The following is a 25,172-nucleotide window of genomic DNA, read 5'->3' as shown; positions in this document are numbered from 1 at the left end:
CTTTATCAGGAGTGCCGGGATAGCTGCGATTGCTTGCACACTTGTATTGATATTTTCCGGTCAAACTGAGATAGATGTTTCACATGAAACATGTTGCCGACAATATCGATGGTCTCGAGATATTTGTAAATGAGTTGGGTCGGTTTGTGCAGAGATCCGTACTGCAGTGTGAAGACATTTGATTCAGTCATATTCGAGATGCAAGAAATCCGTGCGAGTATCTGTACATTCATAGCAACGGAGCCTGTTAAATAGAAATAGGTGTTTCACGTGGAACAGATTGATGTCAATTTCAGTCGGACTCAGATGAGGTCACGAATGAGCTAAGTGATTGATGCAGAGAGTCAGACTATGGCGTAGTCTATGCAGTCAATCATATCCGCAGTGCTACGGAATCACCGGCTGTGATTGTCCGTAAGTGTGCTGAGATATGACGCTGTCAAATAGAATCAGGTGTTCCATCTGAAGCAAATTGCCACGAATAGCGATTGTCTCAGGATAGTTAATTGTAAACGAGTTGAGTCGCTTTGTGCCGAGCTGCTACAGTAAAATCATTGAATTCGGCCATATCGAAGTATCAGGGAATACCTGTGATTGTCCGTGTATTTGCTGAGACGTGATGCTGTCAAATAGAAATAGAATCAGATGTTCCACAGGGAACCTCTTGCCGCCAAAACGGATCGAACTCAGAGGAGAATAAATGAACTAGCTTGTTGGTATAAAGAGTTAGGCTAAAGAGTCGGACTACAGTGTGATCAGTAGAGGCATTCATGTTCGAAATGTCACGGAAGCTGTGCGAGTACCTGTCCTTTTGTAGCAACTGGCACTGTTAGATGAAATTAGATGTTTCACGTGAAACATCTCGAGACGAATGTAATTCGTCTCATTAGGATTCGAAATTGGCTGAGTTAAGTTATGGAGAGAACTGTGCTGCGTGGAAAACAGTATAGGTACTCATGTTCGAAGTGTCACGGAACCCTTACGAATACCTGTAATACATAGCGACCGGGACTGTTAAATAGAAACAGATGTTTCACGTGAAACATATTGCGGCGAATGTCAGTCGTCTCATTAGGATTCGAAATGGGCTGAGTTGAGTTATGGAGAGAACTGTGCTCTGCAAAACAGTATATGTACTCATGTTCGAAGTGTCACGGAACCCTTACGAATACCTGTAATACATAGCGACCGGGACTATAAATAGAAATAGATGTTTCACGTGAAACATATTGCGGCGAACGTCAATCGTCTCATTAGGATTCGAAATGGACTGAGTAGAGTTATGGAGAGAACTGTGCTACGGGGAAAACAGTATAGGTACTCATGTTCGAAGTGCCACAGAACCCTTACGAATATCTGTACATACATAGCGACCGGGACTGTTAAATAGAAACAGATGTTTCACGTGGAACATATTGCAGCTAATTTCTATCGAACTCATATGGTTGTGAATTAGCTAAGACCTGCGATTGCACGTACATTTGCGGGATACAATTCTGACAAGTTAAACAAAGGTTTCACGTGAAACATATAGTCGCTAATATGAATCGGATCCGGATGCTTGTAAGTGAATCGATTCGTTAAGGAGCCAAAGGCGGTAAAGTTGATTCATTTGTAGCTGCAATATCGAAACTGATTTCGGATGCCATATCAAAAATTAGAAGTCATAATCAGATATTCAATGTACGGATCAGGTCCGGAAGGCAAATCTGAGATCAAATCATAATTCTAAGCATAGATGGTCGGCAATCAGATATTTTAGTATTATGTGAATGATGCACAGCTGTCATCTCGAATGATTTCGGATTACTTGTGACCTGAGTGCGTCTGCAGAGCTGACTTGAAACCGAACCTTGCCAGAACATGTTTTGCGGATTGTCATAATATCTGTTCAGTTACAACCAGGAACAGAAATGGATAGAATTTTAGGGCTACTCTTTGGAGTTAAGTTGTGCCGGTATTGGCTGCTTCGTTGGCCGATTACAGGAAACATTGAGGATGTGCCTTGAGAAAGAAGGATATTTCCAGTAGAGAGTTAACGTTCTTTGTACATCAACTTGCTCGTTGTTATTTCAATGTTTCACGTGGAACAAATTATAGCTTTTCCGAAAGGCAATATATCTTACTCAAATAAGTGCAGTATAAACAGATGCCTAGCGATAGTACTTTTAAAAATTGATTTCGCAAAAATCTTCGGAGAAATTCATCCTCCTCTCAGCCATTCATAACCCTGAGAAGCTACTTTCTTCTGACATTTCATGTCAAACAAAGGGATGGGTTTCCGGAGATCGGGAAGTAAATGTTTTTGCTCAACCAAGAGCGCCGGGAGCTGATTTAGAGGAGTTTTTACATTACTTCGTAGCCGATACTGCAGCTTTGGTCGTTTACTTCAGAGGTCCACGATATTGATACTGCTATGTTAAATCCTATGACGATTGCTTTGATGTTTCACATGAAACGGATGACTGCTAAGAAAAGGAGAGGGTAATCTTCTGCCTCTATAAGAATCATTTGAAACGATTCTTATAGGGGCTCGCCGAAATGAATTCCAAAAGCAGTGAAACAGAATAAGCCGATAATCGCAGTGATCAGGATTCTGAAAAATTGCTTTTTGCCGGTGCTTACTTTGATGTTCCATGTGAAACGAAATGAGGGAGTTCCGGGAAACAGGGTGTAAATGATTTTGCTCAAATAAGAATGTTCTGAGCATACTCATAGCGATTTTCGGAAGTATTTATTCCGAAAGAAATATTTCTCACAGAATCGGAGAAAACAAGAAAATGAAGCTGTTAAAACAGAGCCTAGGTGTCACGATTAGAATACAAGAATACGGGAATGGACGGCGATGAAAGGGAAAATGCTTTCGATGAAAAGATCGGTGGTATAACAGTGTATAGAGCTCTTGAGAGGAAGAGTTGTACAGACATATGATATACGGCTATGCAGACAAGAATTATCGCCTGTTCGATTTTGATATAACGAAAGAGAAGGCCTGAGAAATCCGGGAATAGTTTCTTGTTTCATGTAAAATGCAAGGGAAAAGGCTGTTTCTCCGCAGATAATATTTCGAAGGAATAAAAATTATGTTATGATATAAAAAAGCGGAAATGAACGAATAGAGAGGCGCACGGTGGGGGCATGAAAAAGATCATTGCATTGGCAAATCAGAAGGGCGGAGTTGGAAAAACAACAACTGTCGTTAATTTGGCGGCGGCTTTTGCGGAAGCCGGAATGCGCGTATTGGCGGTCGATTTCGATCCGCAGGGGAATTTGTCAAGCGGACTGGGTATTGAGAAGAAAAAGGAAGAAAATACGATTTATGAGCTTCTGATGGAGCAATGCACTTTTGAAGAGGCTGTACATAAAACATATTCGGAAAACCTGGATGTACTCACCTCGAATGTCAATCTTTCGGGCCTGGAACTGGAGTTGCTCGACAAGCGGAACCGGGAGTATGTCTTAAAACATTATCTCGAGCCTGTGGTGGAGCAATATGATTACATTTTTATCGACTGCCCGCCGTCCTTGAGTCTATTGACGGTCAATGCGATGACAGCCGCAACCGATGTTATCATCCCCATTCAGTGCGAGTACTATGCGATGGAAGGTTTAAATCAGATGCTCCGCAGTATTAAACTCTTACAGATGAAGTTGAATCCTGCGCTTCGCATCAACGGAATCGTTTTTACGATGTATGATGCCAGAAATAATTTGTCACAGCAGGTTGTTGACAGTGTGAAAGATGTGCTGAAAGAGTATATCTATGACACGGTGATTGCGCGAAATGTACGGGTGGCGGAAGCACCCAGTTACGGTATGCCGGTGACAGAATATGACCCGCGCTCCAAGGGAGCGGAAAATTATCGGAAGTTGGCGGCAGAAATTTTGACGAGAGAGGCAGATTAAGTTATGTGTGCTGTGAGTAAGAAGCGAAGATTGGGGAAGGGACTCAGCGATCTGATGGGAGGAATGGAGCATCTCGAGGACAGATCGGAGGAGAGTGCGGTTCAGGAAGAGAATCATACTGCGGGCGAGAGCGAAGCTGCGAAAGATAAGGAGATGCTGCTGCGGATTGAAGAAGTACACGGAAATCCGGATCAGCCGCGCAAGCACTTTGAGCCGGAGGCACTGCAGGAATTGACGGACTCGGTCCGCCACTTTGGTATCTTGCAGCCGCTGCTGGTACAGAGAGATGAAAAGCTGGGGGGCTATCGGATTATTGCCGGCGAGCGAAGATATCGGGCCGCGCAGGCAGCCGGACTCAAGGAAATTCCTGTGCTGGTCAGAGATTACAGTTCGCAGCAGGTGGCGGAAATTTCCATCATCGAAAATGTGCAGCGCGCGGATTTGAATCCGATTGAAGAGGCAATGGCATATCAGATGCTGATTCGGGACTATGGTCTGACACAGGAAGAGGTGGCGGACAAGGTCAGTAAGAGTCGCACGACCATTACGAATGCGCTCCGTCTGTTGAAACTTGCAGAAGGGGCCAGAGAACTGCTGATGGAGGGAAAAATTTCCTCCGGGCATGCAAGAGCACTGCTCGCTGTCGAAGATGAGGATGACCAGGATGCGCTTGCGGAGAGAATCGTCAAAGAGATGCTCAGTGTCCGCGAGGTGGAAAAGCTTGTCAAACAGGCGAAAAAGAAACGCAAAGAACGGAAAGAAGTTGTGGTGGAGACAGCGGATTTGAGTCTGTACTATCAGAACTATGAGGACAAGATGCGAAGCATACTTGGTACGAAGGTTCACATCAACCGCCGTGATAACAATAAGGGGCGGGTAGAGATTGACTACTATTCGACAGCTGAGTTGGAGCGCATCATGGATCTCTTGCGCTCCGTAGAAAATAAGTGAGGGGGCGTGAGTCATGCATACCACAATTCTATTGGGGGCACTGATTGCTTTTGACGCAATCATGCTGATTCTTGTGTTGTTTTTACTGAGCAAGTATACGAAGGTCAAGCGATCGTATGACTTCTTTATGCGCGGGAAAGATGCGGAGAGCATGGAAGATATGATTTTTGACTTGGAAGAATCTCTGCGGCAGTTGCGGGCGGAAGATCAGGTAAACAAGGAGGCAATCCGTGTCCTGAATAAAAACCAGAGAGCATCCTATCAGAAGGTCGGCATTGTGCGCTACAATGCGTTCAAGGATATGGGGGGTAAGATGAGCTTTGCGCTTGCCCTTTTGGATTATACAAACTCGGGTTTTATTCTGAATACGGTACATTCGCGGGAAGGCTGTTATCTTTACATCAAGACTGTAGACTGCGGCCAGACGGAAGTGTTGCTCGGTGCGGAAGAAAAAGATGCTTTAGAGCGCGCGCTTGGTTATACGGAAGCGTAACTTAAGAGAATTGAAAGAAATTTTTGCTACTTTCTGTGCAGAAAAATAGCAGAACTATGGTACTATCATACATAGTTCTGCTGCGAATGTCGAACAGCGTGATTGAAAAATTCCGCTGTTTTTTTTGTAAAAAAAATGAACCTTTTACTGCTTTTTACCGTCCTTATATAAGTGGAGAGAAGTTGCATCGAAAAAGACAGCGTACTTGTGGAGGGAACATGATATGGAAACGGCAAAGAAGTATATGCGCAGAGGGATTCCTTATCTTGCGGTAATCTTCATGGTCTTGTGGCAATGGCCGATATGGCAGCACACGGCATGGGCGGCCGGTGGCGTACACGGTTTTTCGGTCGAGAGCATTCAACAGGCCGGCGTGCGGGACACAGCTTTTGCGGAGGCTATATTCGATAGTATCTCTGCCCACATCGCCGATGGCAGTTATTCGATATCGCCGGGTGACAGCACGGAGAAGATCCTGCTGGAGTACGGTGCACGCACAGCGCAGGCAGAAATTGACGCACAGGGCAGAGAAATCAGAGATATCAGCGGAATATGGCTGCTACGGCATGCGACGCGAATCGACCTCTCGGACAATCAGATTCAGGACTTGAGCCCGCTGAAACGGGATATGAGCATAGAGGAGCAAGCGAATTATTTTGCGGCGACGGAAATTGTGCTGACAGGGAACCCCATCTGTCGGGTGCCGGAACAGTTGATCGGATTTACCGCAGGCTGTTATCGCCTGGATGAAAAGATCACCATACCTGTTTCGCTTTCTTACCGGAATGATGAGGCAGAGAGACGGTTGCTGCTGCACTATTTTGAGGAACCCGGTGGTCGGCCGACCGAGAAGGCAGTTGCTTTCCGGAATCGCGAAGAAGCAGAGAGTTTACACAGTATAGAACAGGCGTATCCCGTATCGTTTTCCATGACAGCGCGATACCTGCAGCGTGAAGGTACGGAAGCACAGTTACAGCTACAGTGGTCCATGCCGCTGGATGTCAGGTTTATGCGAGAATTTGAGGACGGGATATACGAGAAAACGCTGGGGAGCATAGAACTGACAGCTACGACAGAAGAAGGAGAGCCGCTTCCGGGTATTTGCTACCGCATATGGCAAGTGGACAGCGGCAGAGAGATCCGCAACGCAGACGGCGGTGCGGACTATATAACGGATGTGACGGGTAGGATTTACATTGCGAATTTGGAAGCCGGTACGTATCGGATAGAGCAGCGGAATCGGAAGCCGGGATACGAAGCGCGCCGGAGAAGTTTCCAAGTTGTCATACGGGATGCCCGTCAAGGCGCCGAGATTCCGGAAAAAGAGGCGCAGTGTTCAGGCCTTCCGAAAAGGTACGTGCTGACAGGAGATATGAAAAATATCCGTTTTCTCAATCGCGGCGAAATGCAAGGAATCGAGACGGAAGAGGATACAGCTGTTTTGCAGCAGGCAGAGGCACTGAATTGTGATGGGTTTTTATCCGACCGGGGATATGTGGAGCTTCTGAAAGGAGAGTTGCCGTACAAAGAGGGATATGGGCTCCTTCCGGGAAGCAGAGTTTCAATCTATGAGGATGAGACACTGCTCGGAAGTTATTCGTACCCGACAGAAGCGAAGCAAGTGCTCAATCGAAGAATACAGGAGCAGGGCTTGCGAAGAGACAGTCGACGTATTCGCGTGGAGGAGGCCTTATTCTATGACGGGGGCTGTCAGAAAGTGAACGCAACCTTTTCGAGATCCGAGGACTCGGAAATTCACCGCATCGTAGTCAAAAAGAGCTGGCGAGGTGCAGCCACGCCGTCAGAGGCATATTTTCGCCCGGTGCTTCGCAGAAACGGGGAAGTGGTCGCTGTGCTCGGAACTGTTAAGGCGGTCAATGCGGAAAATGGCTGGGAGGTCAGCTGGAACTTATTACAGGCTACACCCGCCGACGCGAGACGCGGGCTCATACGGCGCGCAAGTATGACAGATGCAGAGCGGGAAGAGGAATTTCGCGAAGATGCGGAACTGTTGAATGACAGCGGCGATACAGGTGGACAAATCAGTGTGGAAGAAGTGGACATTCCGGCAGGTTGGACGCCGGAGTATCAGGCGTTCCGGCGTATCGGTGACAGCGCATATTTTGATGTGACGAATCGGAAGGAGATGTCAGTCGGGATTGACAGATTCTTCTCGCGGGGACAGGATGCCACGAATGCAAAGAAGCGAGAGGGACAGCCGGAACGGTTACGACGGACCGAACGCGCGACGGAAGAAGTGAAAGAGCAAGCGGAACCGACAAAACAGCAGGAAGTGAAGCGGGAAGAAGTAAAACCGCAGGAAGCAAGGCAGGAAGTACAAAAAGCGGATGCGCATCCCGGCAGAGCAGACGAAGCGCACAGGCAGATACAGGCCGAAAAAAGAGAGACGGCAACGCTAATGTATCTTCCCTGGGCAGAAATCAGAAGTTGTAAGGTCAAAAAAACACAGGGACATGTGCCGGGACGGCAACTTGTTCTGGCCGGCACGGGAGAGCGAACACAGCGCACGGTACTGCGTCGACTTCCGCACACAGGAGAAATAGCTGAAAAACAAGGGGTATGGTTTCATCTGGCAATTCTTTGGTCACTGGCAATGTTATTGCGTGCGCTGCATATGGTTGCAAGGCAGCACTGAGGAGACAGGATGAAGGACAAGATGGAGAAGGCAAGTCGCGAGCGCAAACAACGTGTAACGGAGCTGATTGCAGCGTATCAAAAAGGGGATAAAAGGGCATTTGACGGGATTTACTCGCTCTGCTACGGACCGATATACTATATCATTTATAAGATGATTCGGGACAGACATGAAGCTGAGGATGTCACCCAGGAAGTGTTTTTGCAGATTTTTCATCAGCTCCGCGAACTGACGGATCCGGAGAGCTTTCAGTGCTGGTCCAATCGAATTGCATATCACAAGACTTTGGATTATATGGTCTCAACCCGCTATGCGGGAGTAAAAAATACGGTTTCTCTGGATGCGCTGCTCGAGTCGGACTTTAATACAGAAAAGTTTTCGGATCAGGGAAGACAGATTGAGCAGGCTGAGCAGAACAAGGTAATCATGGATGCGGCAGATCATCTCTCCTGGGCGTTGCGTGCCACGCTGTTGCTTCGGTTTTTTGCGGGACTTCGAGAGGCAGAGATCGCAGACATTATGAATGTGCCGCTCGGAACCGTTAAAAGCCGTCTTGCCGAAGCCAAGAAGAAAATGAAAAAGAGACTCGGCACAAAGCTGTACTGTTTCAGCCCTTTTACGCTATATACATTTCTTTCGCAGCTCGAGTCCTGGAATTTGAGCGGAAAAGTAGCAACGGCCTCGGTCGGATTCATGGGAAAGACAGCAATGGTTTTGCTCTCCGTAGGGATGGTCGGTTCGGTTGCACTGCGCGGGATACGGATTTCTTCTCTGCAATATCGGGATACCAATCGCTATGTCAATGAACAGTTGGTGCGTTTTCGCGTTGACAGCGGAGCACCCATCGAAAAAGTGACTCTTTCCGGCAAACAGGAGGTTCCGTTGACCCGACAGGGAAAAGTGTATGAGGCACATATTGATGCCAACGGAACCTATACCATTACGGCAAAGGATATTGCAAATCACACGATTGAGCAAGTCGTGGAAATTTCCAATATTGATCGCGAAGCTCCGAACTATGCAGGTTATCGGGAACAGGATGACATGATCTACCTGTATTTTAAGGATACGGGTGCGAGTATTGATTGGGATGCCCTGTGTTGTCAGCGGGAAGACGGCAGTGCAGAGACAGTTCGAATCGACAGAGAGCAGAGTTGCATTGCGGTTTCCAAGACACAGTTTCCGCTACAGGTGCAGGTGCGCGATTTGGCAGGCAACCGGGCGGTCTATGCCTTTCGGCAAAATCAATTTACAGAGGATGTGACGGATGTCACAGAGGAACTCACAGGAGAGTCATATTAAAACAGAACCGCGAATAAGGGGAGGAGAGTCATGCGTCAGCTTGCGGAAAGGGTCCTTCGTATAGGAATAGGGATTCTTATGTTTCTTGTAGCTATACTGCTTGTTGCGGCGGCTCCGGTGCGGGCAGAGCAAAACCAGAGTGAGGAGACGTTGCAGATTTCACCGGAAGTTTTGATGGACGGAAATACGGATATTTCCGTGCGCTGCGAGATAGAAAATCAGACTGAGACGGAAGTCCCGGAATTGGAGTTGCAAATTCGGTTGCCGGAAGGAATCGGAGCACAGAAGGTGAAATATACAGAAGCTTTTGTCACAAGAGGACAGAGAGCGGGTGCCGTGACAGAAACACAGGCTTTGACGGCAGACGGCCGGTTTGACTGGCGGAGCGGTGCCGTGAAACCGGGTGAGCATTATGTTTTGCAAGCGAAAGGTGTACGCCAGACAGCGGAAGAAGGAAAACACTATACGGGCATGCTTGAGGTGACGGCGACCTTGCAGTGCGGGACGGAACAGCACATCACGAGGCGACGCTATCAGCTCAGCGGCATGGAAGAAAAAAAACAAACCGCTGTGAGCAGTGTGCTGTTGGAGACAGGAAGCGATACGGCAATGAATCAGCAGGTCGCGCTGCGGAATGCAGCTCCGGCGGTGGGACAGCTAAGTCTGCTTCCGGGGAAGGCGAAAGACAGAAAGAGTATGCCGGGAAGAGGAATTCCGGTGATGGAAATTCTGGTCTGCAGTATGGCACTCTGGGCACTGAAGGTCTTGTTGCGACAGTTACTGATCTACCGTGAGGAAGGAAAACGGAAGTTTAATCCGGAGTGGAAACCTTTCGAAGAGCGGAAAGCGGAGAAGAAGGAGGAAAAGACTGCGGAGGATAAGAAACCGGAGCAATAAGCAGTAAGAAAACCCGGCCCACGATATGCGGAATCGCAAAAGTCGTGGGCCGGGTTTTCTGTATCATTCGAGGAAAGCTATCCGCATCAGAGTTCCACGAGATGGAACGGCAGCATGGAAGCGGTGAGCAGTTGCGCTTCTCGGAGACGCGGCGTGAAGAGCAATATCTGCCGCGAAGCATAGGTCTCCAACATCCAGTGGAGAACCGTGCGGAGGCGCTGATCATCATAGTTTGCAAAGCTGTCGTCCAGGAAGAGTGGGAGCGAATTGCTGCCGAACTGCAGTAAATCGGCTGCGGCAAGACGGAGAGCGAAATAGACCTGGTCAACGGTACCTGCGCCCGCCTGCTCGAGCGGAATCAGCTTTCGCGAAGTGTTTAGAAACACATTCAGATTCTGGTCGACAGACAGAGAATCATAGACATTGCCGGTAATGCCGGAAATGAGCTGTGACGCCGATTGATTCAGATAGCGACCGAAAGAATCGTGGATGGTCTCGGAAAGGCGGACCAGAGTCTCGAGGGCGATGTTGATGGCCTCGATTTCTGTATTCAGGCGATCATTTTCCGCGACCACACTTTTCAGCGCCGCAGTTTCGTCTTTTAAACTCGAGAGGTGCTGTAACTGTTGCTCGAGAAGCCACTGGCTCTTTTGTTGATTCGCCATGGAGGCCTCGGTCTCTTCCTGTCGGGTTTTCAGGAGGCGCAGCTTTTCTTCAATGTCATAGACATCGGATTCGCTGCGCTGTATTTCATCCTGCACCAGAAGGAGCTCGTCAATTTTTGCGCTCCCTGCTTTGGCCAAGGAGGTCGGACGGCGGGCAAGCTCTTTGTCTAAGAGAAGTTCCGGGAAATGTGCCTGAATGAGTTGACGTATATTGCGGTTAGACCGCATTCGACGTCGGTTCCCGCACAGGACGGAAAAAAACAGGCAGAGGCCGAGGGCAATACAGCCGACTGCCGTGATGCAGAGTAACGCCTGCAATTTGTTGGCACTGTCCGGCACAACACGCCGCATGGTGAAATAGAGTAATAGGGCGAGTGGGATCAAAAGAAAAGCCGTAATCAGCTGTGCACGGAGGCTGCTCTTAGATCGGAGCGCAGCCCTCTCCTGTTGCCATGCGTTGAGCCAGCTTCGGAGGGCCAGTAAATCCTGGCGGTTTCGGAATCCGCGTGCCTCCAGAATTTGTCGTTTGGCAGCGAGTGCTCGGATGCGCTTTTCCTTTTCACCGAGCAGAGTCTCCTGGACGGTCTTACTGTCCTGCTTGGAGGCGCTCAGGCTCTGGAGTGTATTCCGGTAACCGGGCGCCGCAATCTGTTCTTCCAGTTTCCGGATTTCGGATACATTCGCCGCGTAGTGTTTTGCGGCATCCGGAACCAGGCGTTGCTCAAAGGCCTTGCGCTGGTCGCGGAGATAGGCGGTCGCGCGGTCAATGTTCAGCGTGTGCTCGCCGGTCGCATTCATATTGGCGATGTAGTTTTTGAGTTCCTGGGTCATTCCCGCGTCGGTGGCACTCCGGAGTTGGCGTATGCTGACGGTGTTCATGTAAGCGGTCTGGCTGAGACCGCAGAGGCAGGTGCGGAGAAAGATTTCCGGATCTTCAATCGACAGCCCCGCACTCTCATCGATGATGCTGAGGTCGGTCGGACTTTTCCGGAAGTCCCGCTCGATGCGGTACAATTTACCGCCCTCTTCGAAACGGAGGCTGCCGCCGTAGGCGCCGTCACCGAACCAGGGCTCGTAGAGCGCATAGGTATCAGTCTTGGCGGCACGGCCGCGCGCCCGCTCGAGTCCGTAGAACATGGCGCGGAGAAAGAGGTGAAGGGTCGATTTGCCGGCTTCATTTCCGCCGTAGAGGATATTCAGGCGGTCGCCAAAGACAAAGCGCCGGTTTTGTAGTGCACCGAATCCGCGTATGTTGAGTTCACGGATAATCATGTCTTTTGTCCCCTTTCCTCTGTCGTATGCAGCAAGGCGCTGACGCCGTAGTAGAGCGCCTTTTTGTCGAGCAGGCTGAGATCGGGTTTGTCGAGTTCCTGAATGAAGAAACCGATCATATCCGACGAGTGCTCTGCGAAGAGGCGTGAAAAATCATATTTGGGTTCGGAGTAATCGAAGAGCTCGGCAATGCGGAAGCGCTGTCGCAGCGTGTCGAGATCAAATACGACATCCGGGTCCCGGAGGCCCTTAATTTGCAGGCGATAAATATTCTGACTGCCGCGCCGTGCGAGCTCGTCGCTCAAGGTCATCAGGAGTTCCGCATTGGTGGAGTCCGGCGTCACATGTACAATCAGCGAGGTGTATTGCACCTTGGCAAGTCGCACGAAATCGAGAGAAGTAATCTGGCGACTGATGTCGTTAATCTCGCCGAGAAAGTAACCGTGCGGTCCGGTCTCCGTCAAGTCGAGCGGTTCGGGAGAACCGCACCAGGCGACCTTACCCGGGACGGCGATTTCGGGCTTATGGATGTGTCCGAGCGCGCAGTAGGAAAAACCGGATTCCGAGAGCTCTTTGACATCGAGCGGCAAATGTTTCGCATCTCCGCCGTGGCAGAGCAGAATGCGGATGCGTCCGTTTTCCGGGGCCTCCACGCCTTCGAGCAGGTTGTCTCGGATTTCGCGTGTGTGGTAGGAAAAACCGTAGACCTCGGTGTTGATGCGTCGGAGGTAGACAGAACTCAGCGAACTCTCGGTAAAATAGTAAACATTTTTCGGCCAGGGAAAGGAGAGCACGGCGGAGTTATCGCGAATGCGGTCGTGATTGCCCGCTATGACAGCGACGGCAACATCCGGAATCGAGGCGAACAGGTAGCTGATCTCCTTTAAGTCACGCACAAGCGGCTGATGATGAAACAAATCACCTGCAATCAAAAGGAGATCCACTTTCTCATCGCGCGCAGCCCGGACAATCGAAGCAAGCGCATCTTTGACAGCCTGCGCCCGTTCCGCACTCCAAGGTTTTCCGATATCCGGTTTCATACCGTAGTGGAGATCGCCTGTGTGAATAAACTTCATGAGATAGCTCCTTGTTAATTTGGAAAGATTACTGTGGCTTACAGCTCACAGTTTCCAACTGTGCGGGGGAAGGGAAGGACATCGCGGATGTTCTGGATGCCGGTCAGATACATGACGCAGCGCTCAAAGCCGAGGCCGTAGCCGGCGTGGCGGCTACTGCCATATTTGCGGAGATCCAGGTAGAAGCGGTAACTCTCTTCATCCATATGGAGTTCCTGTATGCGCGCAAGCAATTTATCGTAGTCATCTTCACGCTGGCTGCCGCCGATAATCTCGCCGATACCGGGGACAAGGCAGTCCATCGCCGCAACCGTCTTGCCGTCGGGGTTTAGCTTCATATAGAAAGCCTTGATATCCTTCGGGTAATCGGTAACGAAAAGCGGACGCTTGAAGACCTGCTCAGTCAGGAAGCGCTCGTGTTCGGTCTGGAGATCCGTTCCCCAGGAGACTTTGTAATCGAAGCTGTCATTGTGTTGCATCAGAATATCGACTGCCTCTGTGTAGCTGATGCGACCGAATTCGGAGTTCAGCACATGGTTCAGGCGCTCAAGCAGGCCTGTGTCGACAAAGCGGTTCAGGAATTCCATCTCTTCCGGCGCGTGTTCCAGCACATAGCGGATAATATATTTCAGCATATCCTCTGCGAGCGCCATTGCGTCATTCAAATCCGCGAAGGAGATTTCAGGCTCAATCATCCAGAACTCCGCAGCATGGCGGGTCGTGTTGGAGTTTTCGGCGCGGAAAGTCGGACCGAAGGTATAAATATCGCGGAAGGCCTGCGCAAATGCTTCACCGTCCAGCTGGCCGCTGACCGTGAGATTGGTCTCCTTGCCGAAGAAGTCCGCACGGTAGTCAACTAAGCCATCGGGTGTGCGCGGAATATCGTTCGGGTCGAGCGTGGTCACGCGGAACATTTCGCCGGCACCCTCGGCATCGCTCGAAGTGATGAGCGGCGTGTGGACATAGACGAAATTTCTCTCCTGGAAGAAGCGGTGGATTGCAAACGCAATGACAGAGCGCACGCGGAAGGCTGCTTGGAACAGATTTGTGCGGGGGCGCAGGTGTAAAATGGTGCGCAAAAATTCCGGAGAATGGCGCTTCTTCTGGAGCGGGTAGTCCGGTGCGGAATCACCTTCGACAGAGATCTCGCTTGCCTGAATCTCAAAAGGCTGTTTTGCGTCTGGCGTTGCGACGAGGGTGCCGCGGATGATGAGGGCAGCGCCGACATTGATTTTCCGGATGGTCTGGAAATTTGTCAGATTGTCATGGTAGACAACCTGCAGGGGCTCAAAAAAGCTGCCGTCGCTGACGGTCAAAAAGCCGAAGGACTTGGAATCGCGATTCGAGCGCACCCAGCCGCCTAATTCGATTTCTCGATCTAAATACGCTTCGCGATTTTCCCATATTTGTTTGACTGTTGTGAGCTTCATTCGCTTATTCCTCTTTCTCTCAAAGATATTGCCGGGAACAGAGAGAACCCGAGCTTATAACTCTTCTATTCTAGCGCACTTTGACCCAAAATAAAAGGCAGAGGCGGGAGGAAAAGAGCCCTTTCCGACAGGTATAAATCACGACTAAGCGGACAAAAAGAGTTGGTGTTAGCTCCAGAGTCCGGGGTAGGGCGTTGTCCTATGGAGTTCACTCCATACAATTGCATCACCCCACATAGAGATTGAATTCTCCACCTTTTTCTGTGGCTTGTAGCTGTTTTGCCGCATGATCAAACTTGGGTGTAATAATCATCGAGCAGGCATTGCAGCGCCACCGTTGGATCCCGGACTCATTATTCCCATATTTAATGCAAGGCCCACCACAAGAAAGACAGCTAGCATGCTTCATGACTTTTTCCTCCAAACATACTGTTTCAAGGAAGATGTAAGCAGCGAAAAGCCTTGTATAGCAAGGGCTTGAAGCACTTTTTGCCAACTCTTTTTGTCCTATAACTCTAAATCACAGCGTCATTATAACAGTACGGCGGTCGAGGAGAGAAAAGAGAAGGATAGACGGAATAGATGGAACAGATGGGACAGGACACTGCCGCGGCGTGAAAAAACCGCAAAATCTGAAATACAGAAAGTGCAGCTGTGAAAGATAACGATTTTTCGGGCAGACAGGGAAGATCGGCAGAGCGGGTGTGGCAAGTGGGATAAAGAGTAAGAGCAGCGGAAACTACGAAAAAAAGCAGGGTAAGATGAAAAACGGAAGATGCCGAGTCAGAAGATGAGCCGAGAAGAAAGGGCGGGAGGAGCAACGAAATAACGTGTGAAACCTGTCGGGGGGAGCAGACGGAAATGAGTGAAACTACGAGATACGGTAGAGAAAAATAAATATCATACATTAACTGGGAGAAAAGAATCGAAAGGCAAAGGAATCAACGAAAATATGCCCAAGACGGGCTGTTACGGCAAAAGAAGAAATGTGAAATTCTGCGAAGAATCCCAAAAACTATGCAGAATTTTGCCAATGTTTTGTACACGTTTTCAAAAACTATGATATACTAAAACTGGCAGCAGACTATCTATGGTGGCATAGCTGTCTGGGAGCAGAGCTGTGCCTACCCTCAGGAGGCAAGCGGACCGGTTCAGATTCTTACATCATTGACGTTTACATAATAAAGGTTCATAAAGTAGTAATACACTTGACTGCGAGGTGAGAGCGTGATTAAAAAAGAAATGGTTGCCATGTTGCTGGCAGGTGGTCAGGGAAGCCGTTTGGGCGTCCTGACTCAGACGGTTGCAAAACCTGCGGTTTCCTTCGGCGGGAAGTATCGTATCATTGACTTCCCACTGAGCAATTGCATCAATTCCGGCGTGGACACAGTGGGCGTATTGACCCAGTACCAGCCCCTGCGTCTCAATGCGCATATCGGAATCGGAATTCCGTGGGATCTGGATCGCGCGGTCGGCGGCGTGACGCTGCTCGCGCCCTATGAGAGTGCAAAAGGCAGTGACTGGTATTCCGGCACGGCCAATGCAATCTACCAGAACATCGAGTATATCGACTCGTATCATCCGGATTACGTCCTGATTCTCTCCGGAGACCACATCTATAAGATGGACTACGAGGTGATGCTCGACTTTCACAAGGCAAACCGGGCGGATTTGACTGTGGCGGTTATGCCTGTGCCAATCGAAGAAGCCAGCCGTTTTGGCGTCATGATCACGGACGAAACAAATCGGATTGTTGATTTTGAAGAAAAACCGAAAGAACCCAAGAGCAATCTGGCATCTATGGGCATTTATATTTTCTCTTGGCCGGTTTTGAAAGAAGCGCTGCTGCGACTTCGAGAGGTTCCGGAGTTGGATTTTGGCAAGCATGTGATTCCGTACTGCAGAGACAAAGGAAAGCGCCTGTTTGCCTACGAATTTCACGGCTACTGGAAAGATGTGGGGACTCTCTCCTCTTACTGGGAAGCCAATATGGAGTTGGTGGATATTGTTCCGGAGTTCAACCTCTATGAGGAGTACTGGAGAATATTCACGAAGAGCGACTTTATTCCGCCGCAATACCTCGGTGAGCATGCAAAAATCGAGGCGAGTCTCATTGGCGAGGGCTGCGAGATTTACGGGGAAGTGCGACACTCCGTGATCGGCGCCGGTGTCGTGATTGAAGAAGGCGCAGTGGTCCGTGACTCTATCATCATGCGCGAATCTGTGATTGGCGCAGGGGCAAAGATTACGAAGTCAATTTTGGCGGAACAAGTTGTTGTCGGCAGGAACAGCGAATTGGGGGTGGGAGAATTCCGGGAGAGCAGTTATGACCGACGCGTCTACAATTCAGAGCTGGTGACAGTCGGTGAAAAGACGGTGATTCCAGACAATGTGAGCATCGGAAAGAACACGGCAATCTGGGGCGACACGGTCACTGCGGATTATCCGGACGGAAGACTGGAAAGCGGTGGCGCAATTATAAAGGCAGGTGGTTTGAGATGAGAGCGGTTGGAATCGTATTAGCGGGCGGAAATTCAAAGCGCATGAGGGAGTTATCTGACAAAAGAGCCATCGCAGCGATGCCGATTGCAGGAAGCTACCGAAGCATTGATTTTGTTTTGAGCAACATGTCGAATTCTCATATACAGCGCGTAGCTGTCTTCACGCAGTACAACTCGCGCTCTCTGAATGAGCACCTCAGTTCCTCAAAATGGTGGGATTTCGGCAGAAAACAGGGAGGTCTGTTCGTTTTTACGCCGACGATTACGGCGACATCGAATGACTGGTATCGCGGCACGGCGGATGCTCTCTACCAGAACCTGAAGTTCCTGAAGAATTGTCATGAGCCCTATGTGGTCATTGCTTCGGGCGACTGTGTGTACAAGCTGGATTATAGCAAGGTGCTCGAGTATCATATTGAGAAGAAAGCAGACATCACTGTGGTCTGCAAAGAGGCGTCGGCGCTGGAAGATCTCACGAGATTCGGCGTCGTGGAGACGAACGGAGACAACCGGATTACGCAGTTCGATGAGAAACCCATGGTTGCGGAATCCAAGATGATCTCCTGCGGCATCTACATTGTCCGCAGAAGGCAGCTGATTGATTTCATCGAGAAATGCGCAGCGGAAGACCGCTATGACTTTGTTCGTGACATCCTGGTGCGGTACAAGAATTTGAAACGCATTTATGCCTACAAACTGGATTCCTATTGGAGCAACATCGCAAGCGTGGAGTCGTATTTCAAGACGAATATGGATTTCCTGCGACGGGACATCCGGGAGTATTTTTTCAGAACCTATCCGGAGGTTTATACCAAGGTTGACGATTTACCGCCCGCAAAGTACAATCCGGGTGCGGAGGTCAAAAATTCACTCGTTTCAAGCGGTTGTATTCTGAACGGGCGGGTTGAGAATTCCGTGCTGTTTCGGAAGGTGTTTGTCGGTCAAAATTGCGTGATTCGCAATTCCGTGATTTTGAACGATGTCTACATTGGAAATGACACAGTGATCGAAAATTGCATCGTAGAGAGTCGGGATACGCTCCGGGCAAATACGAGATATATCGGGACACCGGAGGAGGTAAAGATCGTTATTGAGAAGAATGAGCGGTATGTGATCTGAGTTCAGTGTCAGGGGAGCCCGGGTTGATCACCCTATCGCCATCCACATCCATGCTGTATCGGAGGAGGCGCTATGCAGATTACAGATGTTCGTATCAGAAAGATTCAGAAAGTCGGATCTATGAAGGCAGTGGCATCCATCACACTAGACAACGAGTTTGTGATTCACGACATCAAGGTGATACAGGGAGATCGGGGCCTATTTATTGCAATGCCGAGCCGTCTTTCCAGAGACGGCGGATACAGAGACATTGCGCATCCTATCAATTCGACGACGCGCGACAGAATGCAGCGGAAGATTTTAGAGCAGTATGAGGAGCTTCCGGAGGACATGATTGAGAGTGTCGAGGAAATGGTGGGTAGCGGAGATATTTAATTCATGGCAATAAGCTATATCGTTTTTGATTTGGAATGGAATCAAAACCCCAGAGGGAAGGTCGGGAAGTTACCTGACCTTCCCTCTGAGATTATAGAGGTGGGCGCAGTGAAGCTGAACGAGAACCTGGAGACAGTCTCTGAGTTCTCTCGCTTCGTGCGCCCTTTTATTTATAAGAAGCTGGATTCCCGTGTGCGCGCGCTCACAAATATTCAGATTGGACAGCTTCAAAAAGAGGGCAAGGCGTTTGCGCAGGTGATGCGAGAATTTTTTCACTGGTGCGGGATGGACAGCGACGAAGAAGTCATCTTTTGCAGCTGGGGCAACATGGACCTTTTGGAGTTACAGCGCAACTTACATTTTTTCCATGTCCGGAATCCCTTTTCCTATCCGCTTTTCTACTATGACGTACAAAAGCTGTACGGAAGATGTTTTCCGGATGCAGAAAAAAAGGCGACGGCACTCGCGACAGCTGTGGAGGCGCTGGGGCTTGAGGAGGAGGGAGCTTTTCATCGCGCAATTGAGGATGCGCGCTATACGGCGAAAGTGCTTCAGCAACTTCCCTTTGAGACACTGAAGGTATACCGCTCCCTTGATTACTATCATTTGCCTGCGAACGAGGACGAGGAGCTCTATATCGGTTTCCCAGACTATGCCAAGTATGTGTCGCGAATTTTCCCGGATCGGGACAGCGCGATTCATGACAAGACAGTCACCGATATGCTCTGCTTCCGCTGTCATCGCATGCTGAAAAAAAAGCTGCGCTGGTTTTCAGCGAACCAGCGCAGTTATTATTGCATTGCCGTCTGTCCGGAACACGGTTTGCTCCGCGGAAAGCTTAAAATACGACGGGCAGAGGGAATGCAGGTGTATTGTATCAAGACGACCAAGTTTGTGAGTCAGGAGACGGCAGAGCGAATCGCGCAACTGCAACAGACCCTTCGGGAAAAGCAGAATCTCAAGAACCGCAAACTGCCGCACAGGCGGAATCCCTAGCGGCGCCGGAAGAGCCGGGAGAAAAAGCCGGGTTTGCGTCTGCGGCGGGAGAGCGAACTGTCACCGAGATAGCGGTCCAAAGAAGAAGCACTGTCCGAGAGCTCCTTTGGTCCGTTGAGACTCTCGCGGTCTGCGACGCGGTTTAGGCTGCGAGAAAAGGCTAGGTCTGCGGCCGCCCGCTGCCTTTTGTGCCGGCGCAGGGCAAAGAGTAGAAGCAGGAGCAGGAGGATAAGACCGCCGATGGCCGTTGCGAGCGGGAGCGGTAGACTCGTGAGGCGATAGCGCAGTCGACGGAGTGCCTTGGCATTGGAGGAAGTCGAGACTTTATTGCCGGAATCCGGCAGGGTGGTGCAGAGCCAGACAGAGCCGACTGTCCGCTCTCCGTAGAGATAGCGGATTTGTGCGACAGCATTTTCGGGTGCATCGGACGGGAGTTCATAGCTCAGCGTGCTGGTCGTATCTGAGAGCTGCGCGGTCTTCGGGAGTGTTATGGTCTTGTCGCCTGACAGGGAGAGAAGGGTCTTATGGCGGCCGACAAGATCGAGATCGGTCTGCGGTTTTTCATAGTGATTATCGGTGCCCTCCGGATTGACGGCTTTGAAATTGGCAAAGCCGAAGTCCAGGAGTTTTTTTGTGTCACTGTAATGTGTGAGATGTCCGTTCAGAATTACGGTAATCAGCTTTAGATTGTCGCGTTCGGCACAGGTCACGAGCGTGTTGCCGGCCGTCATGGTATAGCCTGTCTTGCCGCCGATGATGCCCGGATAATAGAGACCCGAACTCTTCTTTAACATCTTGTGCCCGCAGTAGATGGTAAAGGGTTCGGCGTTTGCGCTGTTCGGCGGAAGTTCGTAATACGTGGTTGAGTCAAACTCGACAAAGGTCGGATTTTTGAACGCTGCCATCGCAATCAGAGAATAGTCGTAGGCAGTCGTGTAATGGTTTTGGTCGTTCAGACCGGAGGGATTCGTAAAGTGTGATTCTTTACAGCCGAGAGAGGCTGCCTTCTCATTCATTAGGCGGGCAAAGGCCTCGCGACTTCCCGCACAGTGCTCGGCGAGCGCATTGGCCACTTCGTTGGCCGAGCGGAGCAGGAGCGCGTAGAGTGCCTCTCGGACGGTGATTTTGTCGCCGACGCCGTAACCTGCGCTGGTAGAACCGCTCTCGACATTGTGAATCGCGTCATAGGAGAAGGTGATGGTATCATCCAGTTTGCAGCGCTCAATGACAATGAGAGCAGTTAGGATTTTTGTGATGCTCGCAGGATAGTAGCGCTGATGAATATTCTTTCCGTAGAGGACGGTGCCGGAATCGGCATCTACCAGAATGCCGCTTTCCGCTTCAATCAGGACATCCTGCGGCCAGGCGGGCTCGGCAAAACTCTCGGAAGACTGCAGAGCCGTGAAGCAAATACAACAGGCAAGAAACAGCGCGAGTGCGCGGACTTTGATATGTGAAAAAACGGTAGTCAATCAGGCCTCCTCTCTGTTCGGTACTTACTTTCGTTTGAACCAAGGTCTTTAAAAGGAAAATGCCATCTCTGCATAAGCGCGGGATGGCATTTTGAACGTACAAATACGTTTACTTAGCGGGAACCGCTTTTGGTTGTGCTGCTCTTGGCAGAGCTGCTTTTTGCTGCACTGCTCTGCGCTTTTTGCGCACTGGTTTCATTTGCCGCAGTGGTGCCGGAAGCGGTGCTGCCGAGGGCGGGTTCGGTTTCGGCTGCACTGCTCTGCGAGGCGCTCTTAGTTGCGGAAGCACTGCCGCGCTCAGCCGGGTTGACCTCGGAGGCAGTCACATACTGGCTCGCCACATAGGCGTGAGTGCCGTTGTAATTGATGACCGTCCACTGGTCATTGTATTTTTCAACGAAGTCGAGGACGGTGCCGGCCGGCAATGTCGTGAGCAACTTGCCACCGGTAGAGGGCGTCTCACGCACATTCAGCGAAGAGCTGGTCGTATAGACAGTGATCGCGGACGGTGCGACAGCACTGGTAGTCTCGGCCTCCGTGGTGAGTTCCGCTGCTGCGCTACTCTCGCTGCTCACGGCTTCCGTTGTAACAACGGGCTCCGAAGCCTTGCGATGTCCTGCAAAACTCCGCACGAGGAAAATCAGAAACAGAAGAATTACCAGCGGTAGGCCGAACTTTACATAGGGCGGCAGCTGATCGAGTGTACCGCCGGATACCCTTCGGCGAGCGCTGCGCCGTGCCGAGCTACCGTTTCGATGCATGGTCTGTGACTGGAGCATCTGCTGATAGGCGTAGACCGCCTGACTCAGAAGCCGATAAGATTCGTTTGCACTGAAGGTATCATTGTAGCCTTGAACAGCAGCCAGTTCACCGAATTTATAAATTTTAAAAAACTCACCGCAGACTTCTTTGGAAATAATGCCACCCAGAAAAAGGCTCTCAACCATCTGCTCGGGATCGCTGTCCGAAATATTGTTGCGACGGCAAAGACTCCGAACCAGGAATTCCAGAGTTTGGCGTGAACAAATCATTGCTTTGGTATAATCTTTCTGGGAAATCAGGCTCTCTGTCGTACTGAGCCCTTCTTCAATGAGTTCCCGAACAGTTCTTCTATCTGCCATGCCGGCCTCCTTTGTTGAACTTATCTGTATTATACAGGAAAAAGGACAGCTTTGCACCTTATTTGCGTGAGAGATGGTATGATAGAAAAGACACAGGCTTTGTGACAACGTTTGCGATACATAAGAGGAGAGAGAAGAATGAAGCGTGAAATCGAAGCATTGTTAGGATTGATTCAGGAGAGCCCCACGGCATTTCAGGCCGTTGCGGCGTTGAAATGCCGCCTGCTGGCGGCAGGATATACGGAGTTGAGAGAGGCGGAGCCCTGGACACTTTGCCGGAGCGGCAAGTATTTTACGACAAGAAACGGTTCGGCACTGATTGCGTTTCGGCTTCCCGCGGGCGAGACGGACAGTTTCCAGATTATTGCGAGTCACAGCGATTCTCCCTCTTTTAAGATCAAAGAGAATCCCGACATGGAGGTCGAAGGACACTATGTCAAATTGAATGTGGAGCGCTACGGCGGCATGCTCTGCGCACCCTGGTTTGACCGGCCGCTTTCGGTTGCAGGTCGCATTGCCGTGCAGCGAGGAAATGAGATCCGGACGGAGCTGGTCTGCATTGACCGTGATCTCCTGATGATTCCGAATCTGGCGATTCACATGAACCACGAGGCCAACAAGGGATACGAGTACAATGCGCAGCGCGACATGCTGCCGCTCTGGCGCGACGGCAACTCAAAAAAGAAATTTATGGACTGTATCGCGGAGGAAGCCGGTGTACGACCGGAGCAGATTGTCGGCGCGGATTTGTTCCTCTATAATCGCATGCCGGGAACGGTCTGGGGCGAGGGAGATTGCTACTTCTCGGCGCCGCGGCTCGATGACCTCGAGTGCGCCGCGGCTTCCATGGAAGGCTTTCTCGCAGCGGAAGAGAGCCGGGGGACGCCGGTTTTTGCGCTGTTTGACAATGAGGAGGTCGGAAGCGGCACCAAGCAGGGCGCAGCGTCTACCTTCCTGACGGATGTGCTTCTGCGTCTCTTCCTCGAACAGGGAAAGAGTCGGGCGGATTATCTCCGCGCAATCGCAAACAGCTTTATGATTTCGGCCGACAACGCACATGCCGTGCATCCGAATTATGCGGACAAGCACGATCCGAGCAACCGCGTCTATATGAACAGCGGTGTCGTGGTGAAGCACAGCGCGAACCAGCACTATACGACCGATGCGGTAAGCGATGCGGTGTTCCGCTATCTTGCGGCCAAGGCGGGTGTTTCGTTGCAGCACTTCCACAACCGCTCGGATGTTGCGGGTGGCTCTACGCTCGGCAATATCTCGGGCAACCAGGTCGCACTGGCAACAGTCGACATCGGCCTCGCACAGCTCGCGATGCATTCGCCATATGAGACGGCGGGCTGCTCGGATTATCTGGACTTTATCCGAATTGCACGCTGCTTTTACGGCCTGCGCACGGAAGCGCGGGACGGGGGCTTTGCTTTCTCAGAATAAAAAGATTGGAGACAGAATCAATGCGGCTTAGACACATTCCCGGTAGCGAAGACTTTGTGCGGGAGGCGGCTTCCGTCGTCAATGCGCCCGAGCAATACAGAGGAAACTGGAGTACCTTCTTTCGGAAGGAGGCGCCGCTTGCGCTGGAAATCGGCATGGGAAAGGGGCGGTTTTTGCGTGAGCTCTCGGCCAGAGAACCGGAACGGAATTTCCTCGGACTGGAGCGCTACGCTTCCGTGCTGCAAAAGGCCATTGAGCGGAAGGAGCGGGAAGAAAGAGAGCAGGGGAAAAGGGAGAGAGAGAATCTCTATTTTCTCTGGGAGGATGCAAAGCGCCTCACCGAACTCTTTGCGCCCGGCGAAGTCGCGCGTATTTACCTGAATTTCTCCGATCCCTGGCCGAAGGCCGGACACGCGATGCGTCGTCTGACCTCCTCGGAATTTCTGAAACTCTACGATGCGGTGCTGGCACCCGAGGGTGAGATTTGCTTTAAGACCGACAATGACGGCCTGTTCGAGTGGTCGCTCGAGGAGATTCCGGCAGCGGGATGGGTGTTACAAGACGTGACGCGGGACCTGCACCGAGACGTGCCCGCAGAGGAGAATGTGATGACCGAGTATGAGGAGAAATTTTCCGCGCGGGGGCAGAAGATTTCTCGTCTGATTGCGACGCGAAAAAAAATAAAAAAAACGTATTGACAGAAAGACTGATAGCAAGTAGAATACTGTTTGTGTCACGGAGATGCGGCACAAACAAAAGCGCCTTTAGCTCAGTTGGTAGAGCAGTAGACTCTTAATCTATTTGTCCAGGGTTCGAGTCCCTGAAGGCGCACGAGAAGTCCTGACTTGGCAGACTGCGAGCTGCTGGGATGGGGCTTTTTTTGTTGCTTTGGACGAAAAGAAAACCGCGGAATGCTGTCTTGCATCCCGCGGTTTCGCGTTTTCAGGCATTGGCGGCAGAACAGGCTGCCTTTTCGCGTCCGATGGCTTCGACCAGACGATCGACATAGGAGACCCAGTCGTAATAGTCGGCGGCCTCCAGCCAAAAAGCGGCATAACTCCGCTCGCAACTGTCAATGTCGTCCTGAATTTCCTGCAGACGGCGATGTAAAAAGGCGAGGCTCTCGGGGTCGGCGCTGACTTCTGCAAGTGTTTCGAGCCCCGCGAGCGCGTGGCGGCTGTTTTTCAGTGCGGACAATTTTTTTTCGCCCTGCATTCTGTCGTAAAACTCCGAGAGCGCGAGTACCGCGAGATCGTAGTCCTCGGTATTCGCAGCGTCTTCCGAGTCAAGCAGCTTTTCACTGCGGAGCAGCGCGATGATGTCCGCGAGTTTCAGGCTCTGCTTCCCGGCGGCGAGTTTTTCGCCGATGCGATCCAGGAGTAGCAGCCCCTCATCCGATTCCAATGCGTGAAATCCCCAACATGCCATGGTTTTGTCCTCTTTTCTTTCCGTGCGCGCTGTGTGCGGCACAACAAACTCTACATATCTTCTCCA

The 25,172-nt window shown here is 50.6% G+C and carries 19 protein-coding genes and 1 tRNA gene; 13 read left to right on the top strand and 7 right to left on the bottom strand.

Features of this window, described 5'->3' with window-relative positions; all coding sequences use genetic code 11:
- Positions 1 to 3,138 precede the first annotated feature (3,138 nt).
- The 6 genes from ACO4XG_RS06240 to ACO4XG_RS06215 all read left to right on the top strand — a co-directional run bounded on the left by ACO4XG_RS06240 (position 3,139) and on the right by ACO4XG_RS06215 (position 10,205).
- Positions 3,139 to 3,906 carry a ParA family protein gene (locus ACO4XG_RS06240; RefSeq protein ID WP_308509093.1) on the top strand — a complete coding sequence of 256 codons (768 nt, stop codon included), beginning with the start codon at positions 3,139 to 3,141 and terminating at the stop codon, positions 3,904 to 3,906.
- Between the two features lie 3 nt (positions 3,907 to 3,909).
- Complete coding sequence (locus ACO4XG_RS06235; RefSeq protein WP_308509094.1) at positions 3,910 to 4,857, top strand: ParB/RepB/Spo0J family partition protein; 948 nt, start codon at positions 3,910 to 3,912, stop codon at positions 4,855 to 4,857.
- A gap of 13 nt (positions 4,858 to 4,870) precedes the next feature.
- Positions 4,871 to 5,350, top strand: coding sequence for a DUF4446 family protein (locus tag ACO4XG_RS06230; RefSeq protein ID WP_308509095.1), 480 nt, complete (start codon positions 4,871 to 4,873; stop codon positions 5,348 to 5,350).
- A 223-nt stretch (positions 5,351 to 5,573) separates the two neighbouring features.
- Positions 5,574 to 8,006, top strand: a complete 2,433-nt coding sequence (locus tag ACO4XG_RS06225; protein WP_308509096.1) for a SpaA isopeptide-forming pilin-related protein — start codon at positions 5,574 to 5,576, stop codon at positions 8,004 to 8,006.
- 9 nt (positions 8,007 to 8,015) lie between these two features.
- On the top strand, positions 8,016 to 9,308 hold the full coding sequence (locus ACO4XG_RS06220; RefSeq protein ID WP_308509097.1) for an RNA polymerase sigma factor: 1,293 nt from the start codon (positions 8,016 to 8,018) through the stop codon (positions 9,306 to 9,308).
- A gap of 78 nt (positions 9,309 to 9,386) precedes the next feature.
- Positions 9,387 to 10,205 (top strand): hypothetical protein, encoded by an 819-nt coding sequence (locus tag ACO4XG_RS06215; RefSeq protein WP_308509098.1) that lies wholly within the window; start codon positions 9,387 to 9,389, stop codon positions 10,203 to 10,205.
- Positions 10,206 to 10,291: 86 nt separating this feature from the next.
- Here the strand turns inward: ACO4XG_RS06215 and ACO4XG_RS06210 are convergent, their stop codons facing one another.
- From ACO4XG_RS06210 to ACO4XG_RS06195, 4 genes are all read right to left on the bottom strand, one after another.
- A complete protein-coding gene (locus ACO4XG_RS06210) occupies positions 10,292 to 12,142 on the bottom strand; it encodes an ATP-binding protein (RefSeq protein ID WP_308509099.1) in 1,851 nt (616 codons plus the stop codon).
- Positions 12,139 to 13,218 carry a metallophosphoesterase family protein gene (locus ACO4XG_RS06205; RefSeq protein WP_308509100.1) on the bottom strand — a complete coding sequence of 360 codons (1,080 nt, stop codon included), beginning with the start codon at positions 13,216 to 13,218 and terminating at the stop codon, positions 12,139 to 12,141. Before ACO4XG_RS06205 ends, ACO4XG_RS06210 begins: the two co-directional genes overlap by 4 nt.
- A gap of 38 nt (positions 13,219 to 13,256) precedes the next feature.
- A complete protein-coding gene (gene asnS / locus ACO4XG_RS06200) occupies positions 13,257 to 14,648 on the bottom strand; it encodes an asparagine--tRNA ligase (RefSeq protein ID WP_308509101.1) in 1,392 nt (463 codons plus the stop codon).
- Positions 14,649 to 14,874: 226 nt separating this feature from the next.
- Positions 14,875 to 15,057 (bottom strand): transposase-like zinc-binding domain-containing protein, encoded by a 183-nt coding sequence (locus ACO4XG_RS06195; protein ID WP_485129670.1) that lies wholly within the window; start codon positions 15,055 to 15,057, stop codon positions 14,875 to 14,877.
- An 818-nt stretch (positions 15,058 to 15,875) separates the two neighbouring features.
- Here ACO4XG_RS06195 and ACO4XG_RS06190 point away from each other — a divergent pair.
- From ACO4XG_RS06190 to ACO4XG_RS06175, 4 genes are all read left to right on the top strand, one after another.
- Positions 15,876 to 17,150, top strand: coding sequence for a glucose-1-phosphate adenylyltransferase (locus ACO4XG_RS06190; RefSeq protein WP_308509102.1), 1,275 nt, complete (start codon positions 15,876 to 15,878; stop codon positions 17,148 to 17,150).
- The gene (gene glgD, locus ACO4XG_RS06185) at positions 17,147 to 18,268 is read left to right on the top strand and encodes a glucose-1-phosphate adenylyltransferase subunit GlgD (RefSeq protein WP_308509103.1); all 1,122 of its coding nucleotides are present in this window, start codon (positions 17,147 to 17,149) and stop codon (positions 18,266 to 18,268) included. Before ACO4XG_RS06190 ends, glgD begins: the two co-directional genes overlap by 4 nt.
- Positions 18,269 to 18,340: 72 nt before the next feature.
- Positions 18,341 to 18,643, top strand: coding sequence for a septation regulator SpoVG (gene spoVG / locus ACO4XG_RS06180; protein WP_308509104.1), 303 nt, complete (start codon positions 18,341 to 18,343; stop codon positions 18,641 to 18,643).
- Positions 18,644 to 18,646: 3 nt separating this feature from the next.
- Entirely contained in the window at positions 18,647 to 19,639 is a 993-nt protein-coding gene (locus ACO4XG_RS06175; protein WP_308509105.1) for a 3'-5' exonuclease, read from the top strand.
- On the opposite strand, the gene ACO4XG_RS06170 is transcribed toward ACO4XG_RS06175, so the two are convergent.
- Entirely contained in the window at positions 19,636 to 21,111 is a 1,476-nt protein-coding gene (locus tag ACO4XG_RS06170) for a D-alanyl-D-alanine carboxypeptidase family protein (protein WP_308509106.1), read from the bottom strand. The genes ACO4XG_RS06175 and ACO4XG_RS06170 overlap by 4 nt on opposite strands.
- Positions 21,112 to 21,224: 113 nt before the next feature.
- Positions 21,225 to 22,232, bottom strand: coding sequence for an SH3 domain-containing protein (locus tag ACO4XG_RS06165; RefSeq protein WP_308509107.1), 1,008 nt, complete (start codon positions 22,230 to 22,232; stop codon positions 21,225 to 21,227).
- 138 nt (positions 22,233 to 22,370) lie between these two features.
- Between ACO4XG_RS06165 and ACO4XG_RS06160 the strand changes: the two genes are divergently transcribed.
- The 3 genes from ACO4XG_RS06160 (at position 22,371) to ACO4XG_RS06150 (ending at position 24,509) form a co-directional block, all read left to right on the top strand.
- Positions 22,371 to 23,678 carry a M18 family aminopeptidase gene (locus ACO4XG_RS06160; protein ID WP_308509108.1) on the top strand — a complete coding sequence of 436 codons (1,308 nt, stop codon included), beginning with the start codon at positions 22,371 to 22,373 and terminating at the stop codon, positions 23,676 to 23,678.
- Between the two features lie 20 nt (positions 23,679 to 23,698).
- Positions 23,699 to 24,376 carry a tRNA (guanosine(46)-N7)-methyltransferase TrmB gene (gene trmB / locus ACO4XG_RS06155; protein WP_308509109.1) on the top strand — a complete coding sequence of 226 codons (678 nt, stop codon included), beginning with the start codon at positions 23,699 to 23,701 and terminating at the stop codon, positions 24,374 to 24,376.
- Between the two features lie 60 nt (positions 24,377 to 24,436).
- Positions 24,437 to 24,509: transfer RNA gene (locus ACO4XG_RS06150), tRNA-Lys, on the top strand.
- Between the two features lie 111 nt (positions 24,510 to 24,620).
- Here ACO4XG_RS06150 and ACO4XG_RS06145 read toward each other — a convergent pair.
- Positions 24,621 to 25,106, bottom strand: coding sequence for a hypothetical protein (locus ACO4XG_RS06145; protein WP_308509110.1), 486 nt, complete (start codon positions 25,104 to 25,106; stop codon positions 24,621 to 24,623).
- Positions 25,107 to 25,172: the final 66 nt, after the last annotated feature.

The organism is Stomatobaculum sp. (genome assembly GCF_057248925.1).
This window is presented reverse-complemented; position numbering and strand designations above follow the sequence as displayed.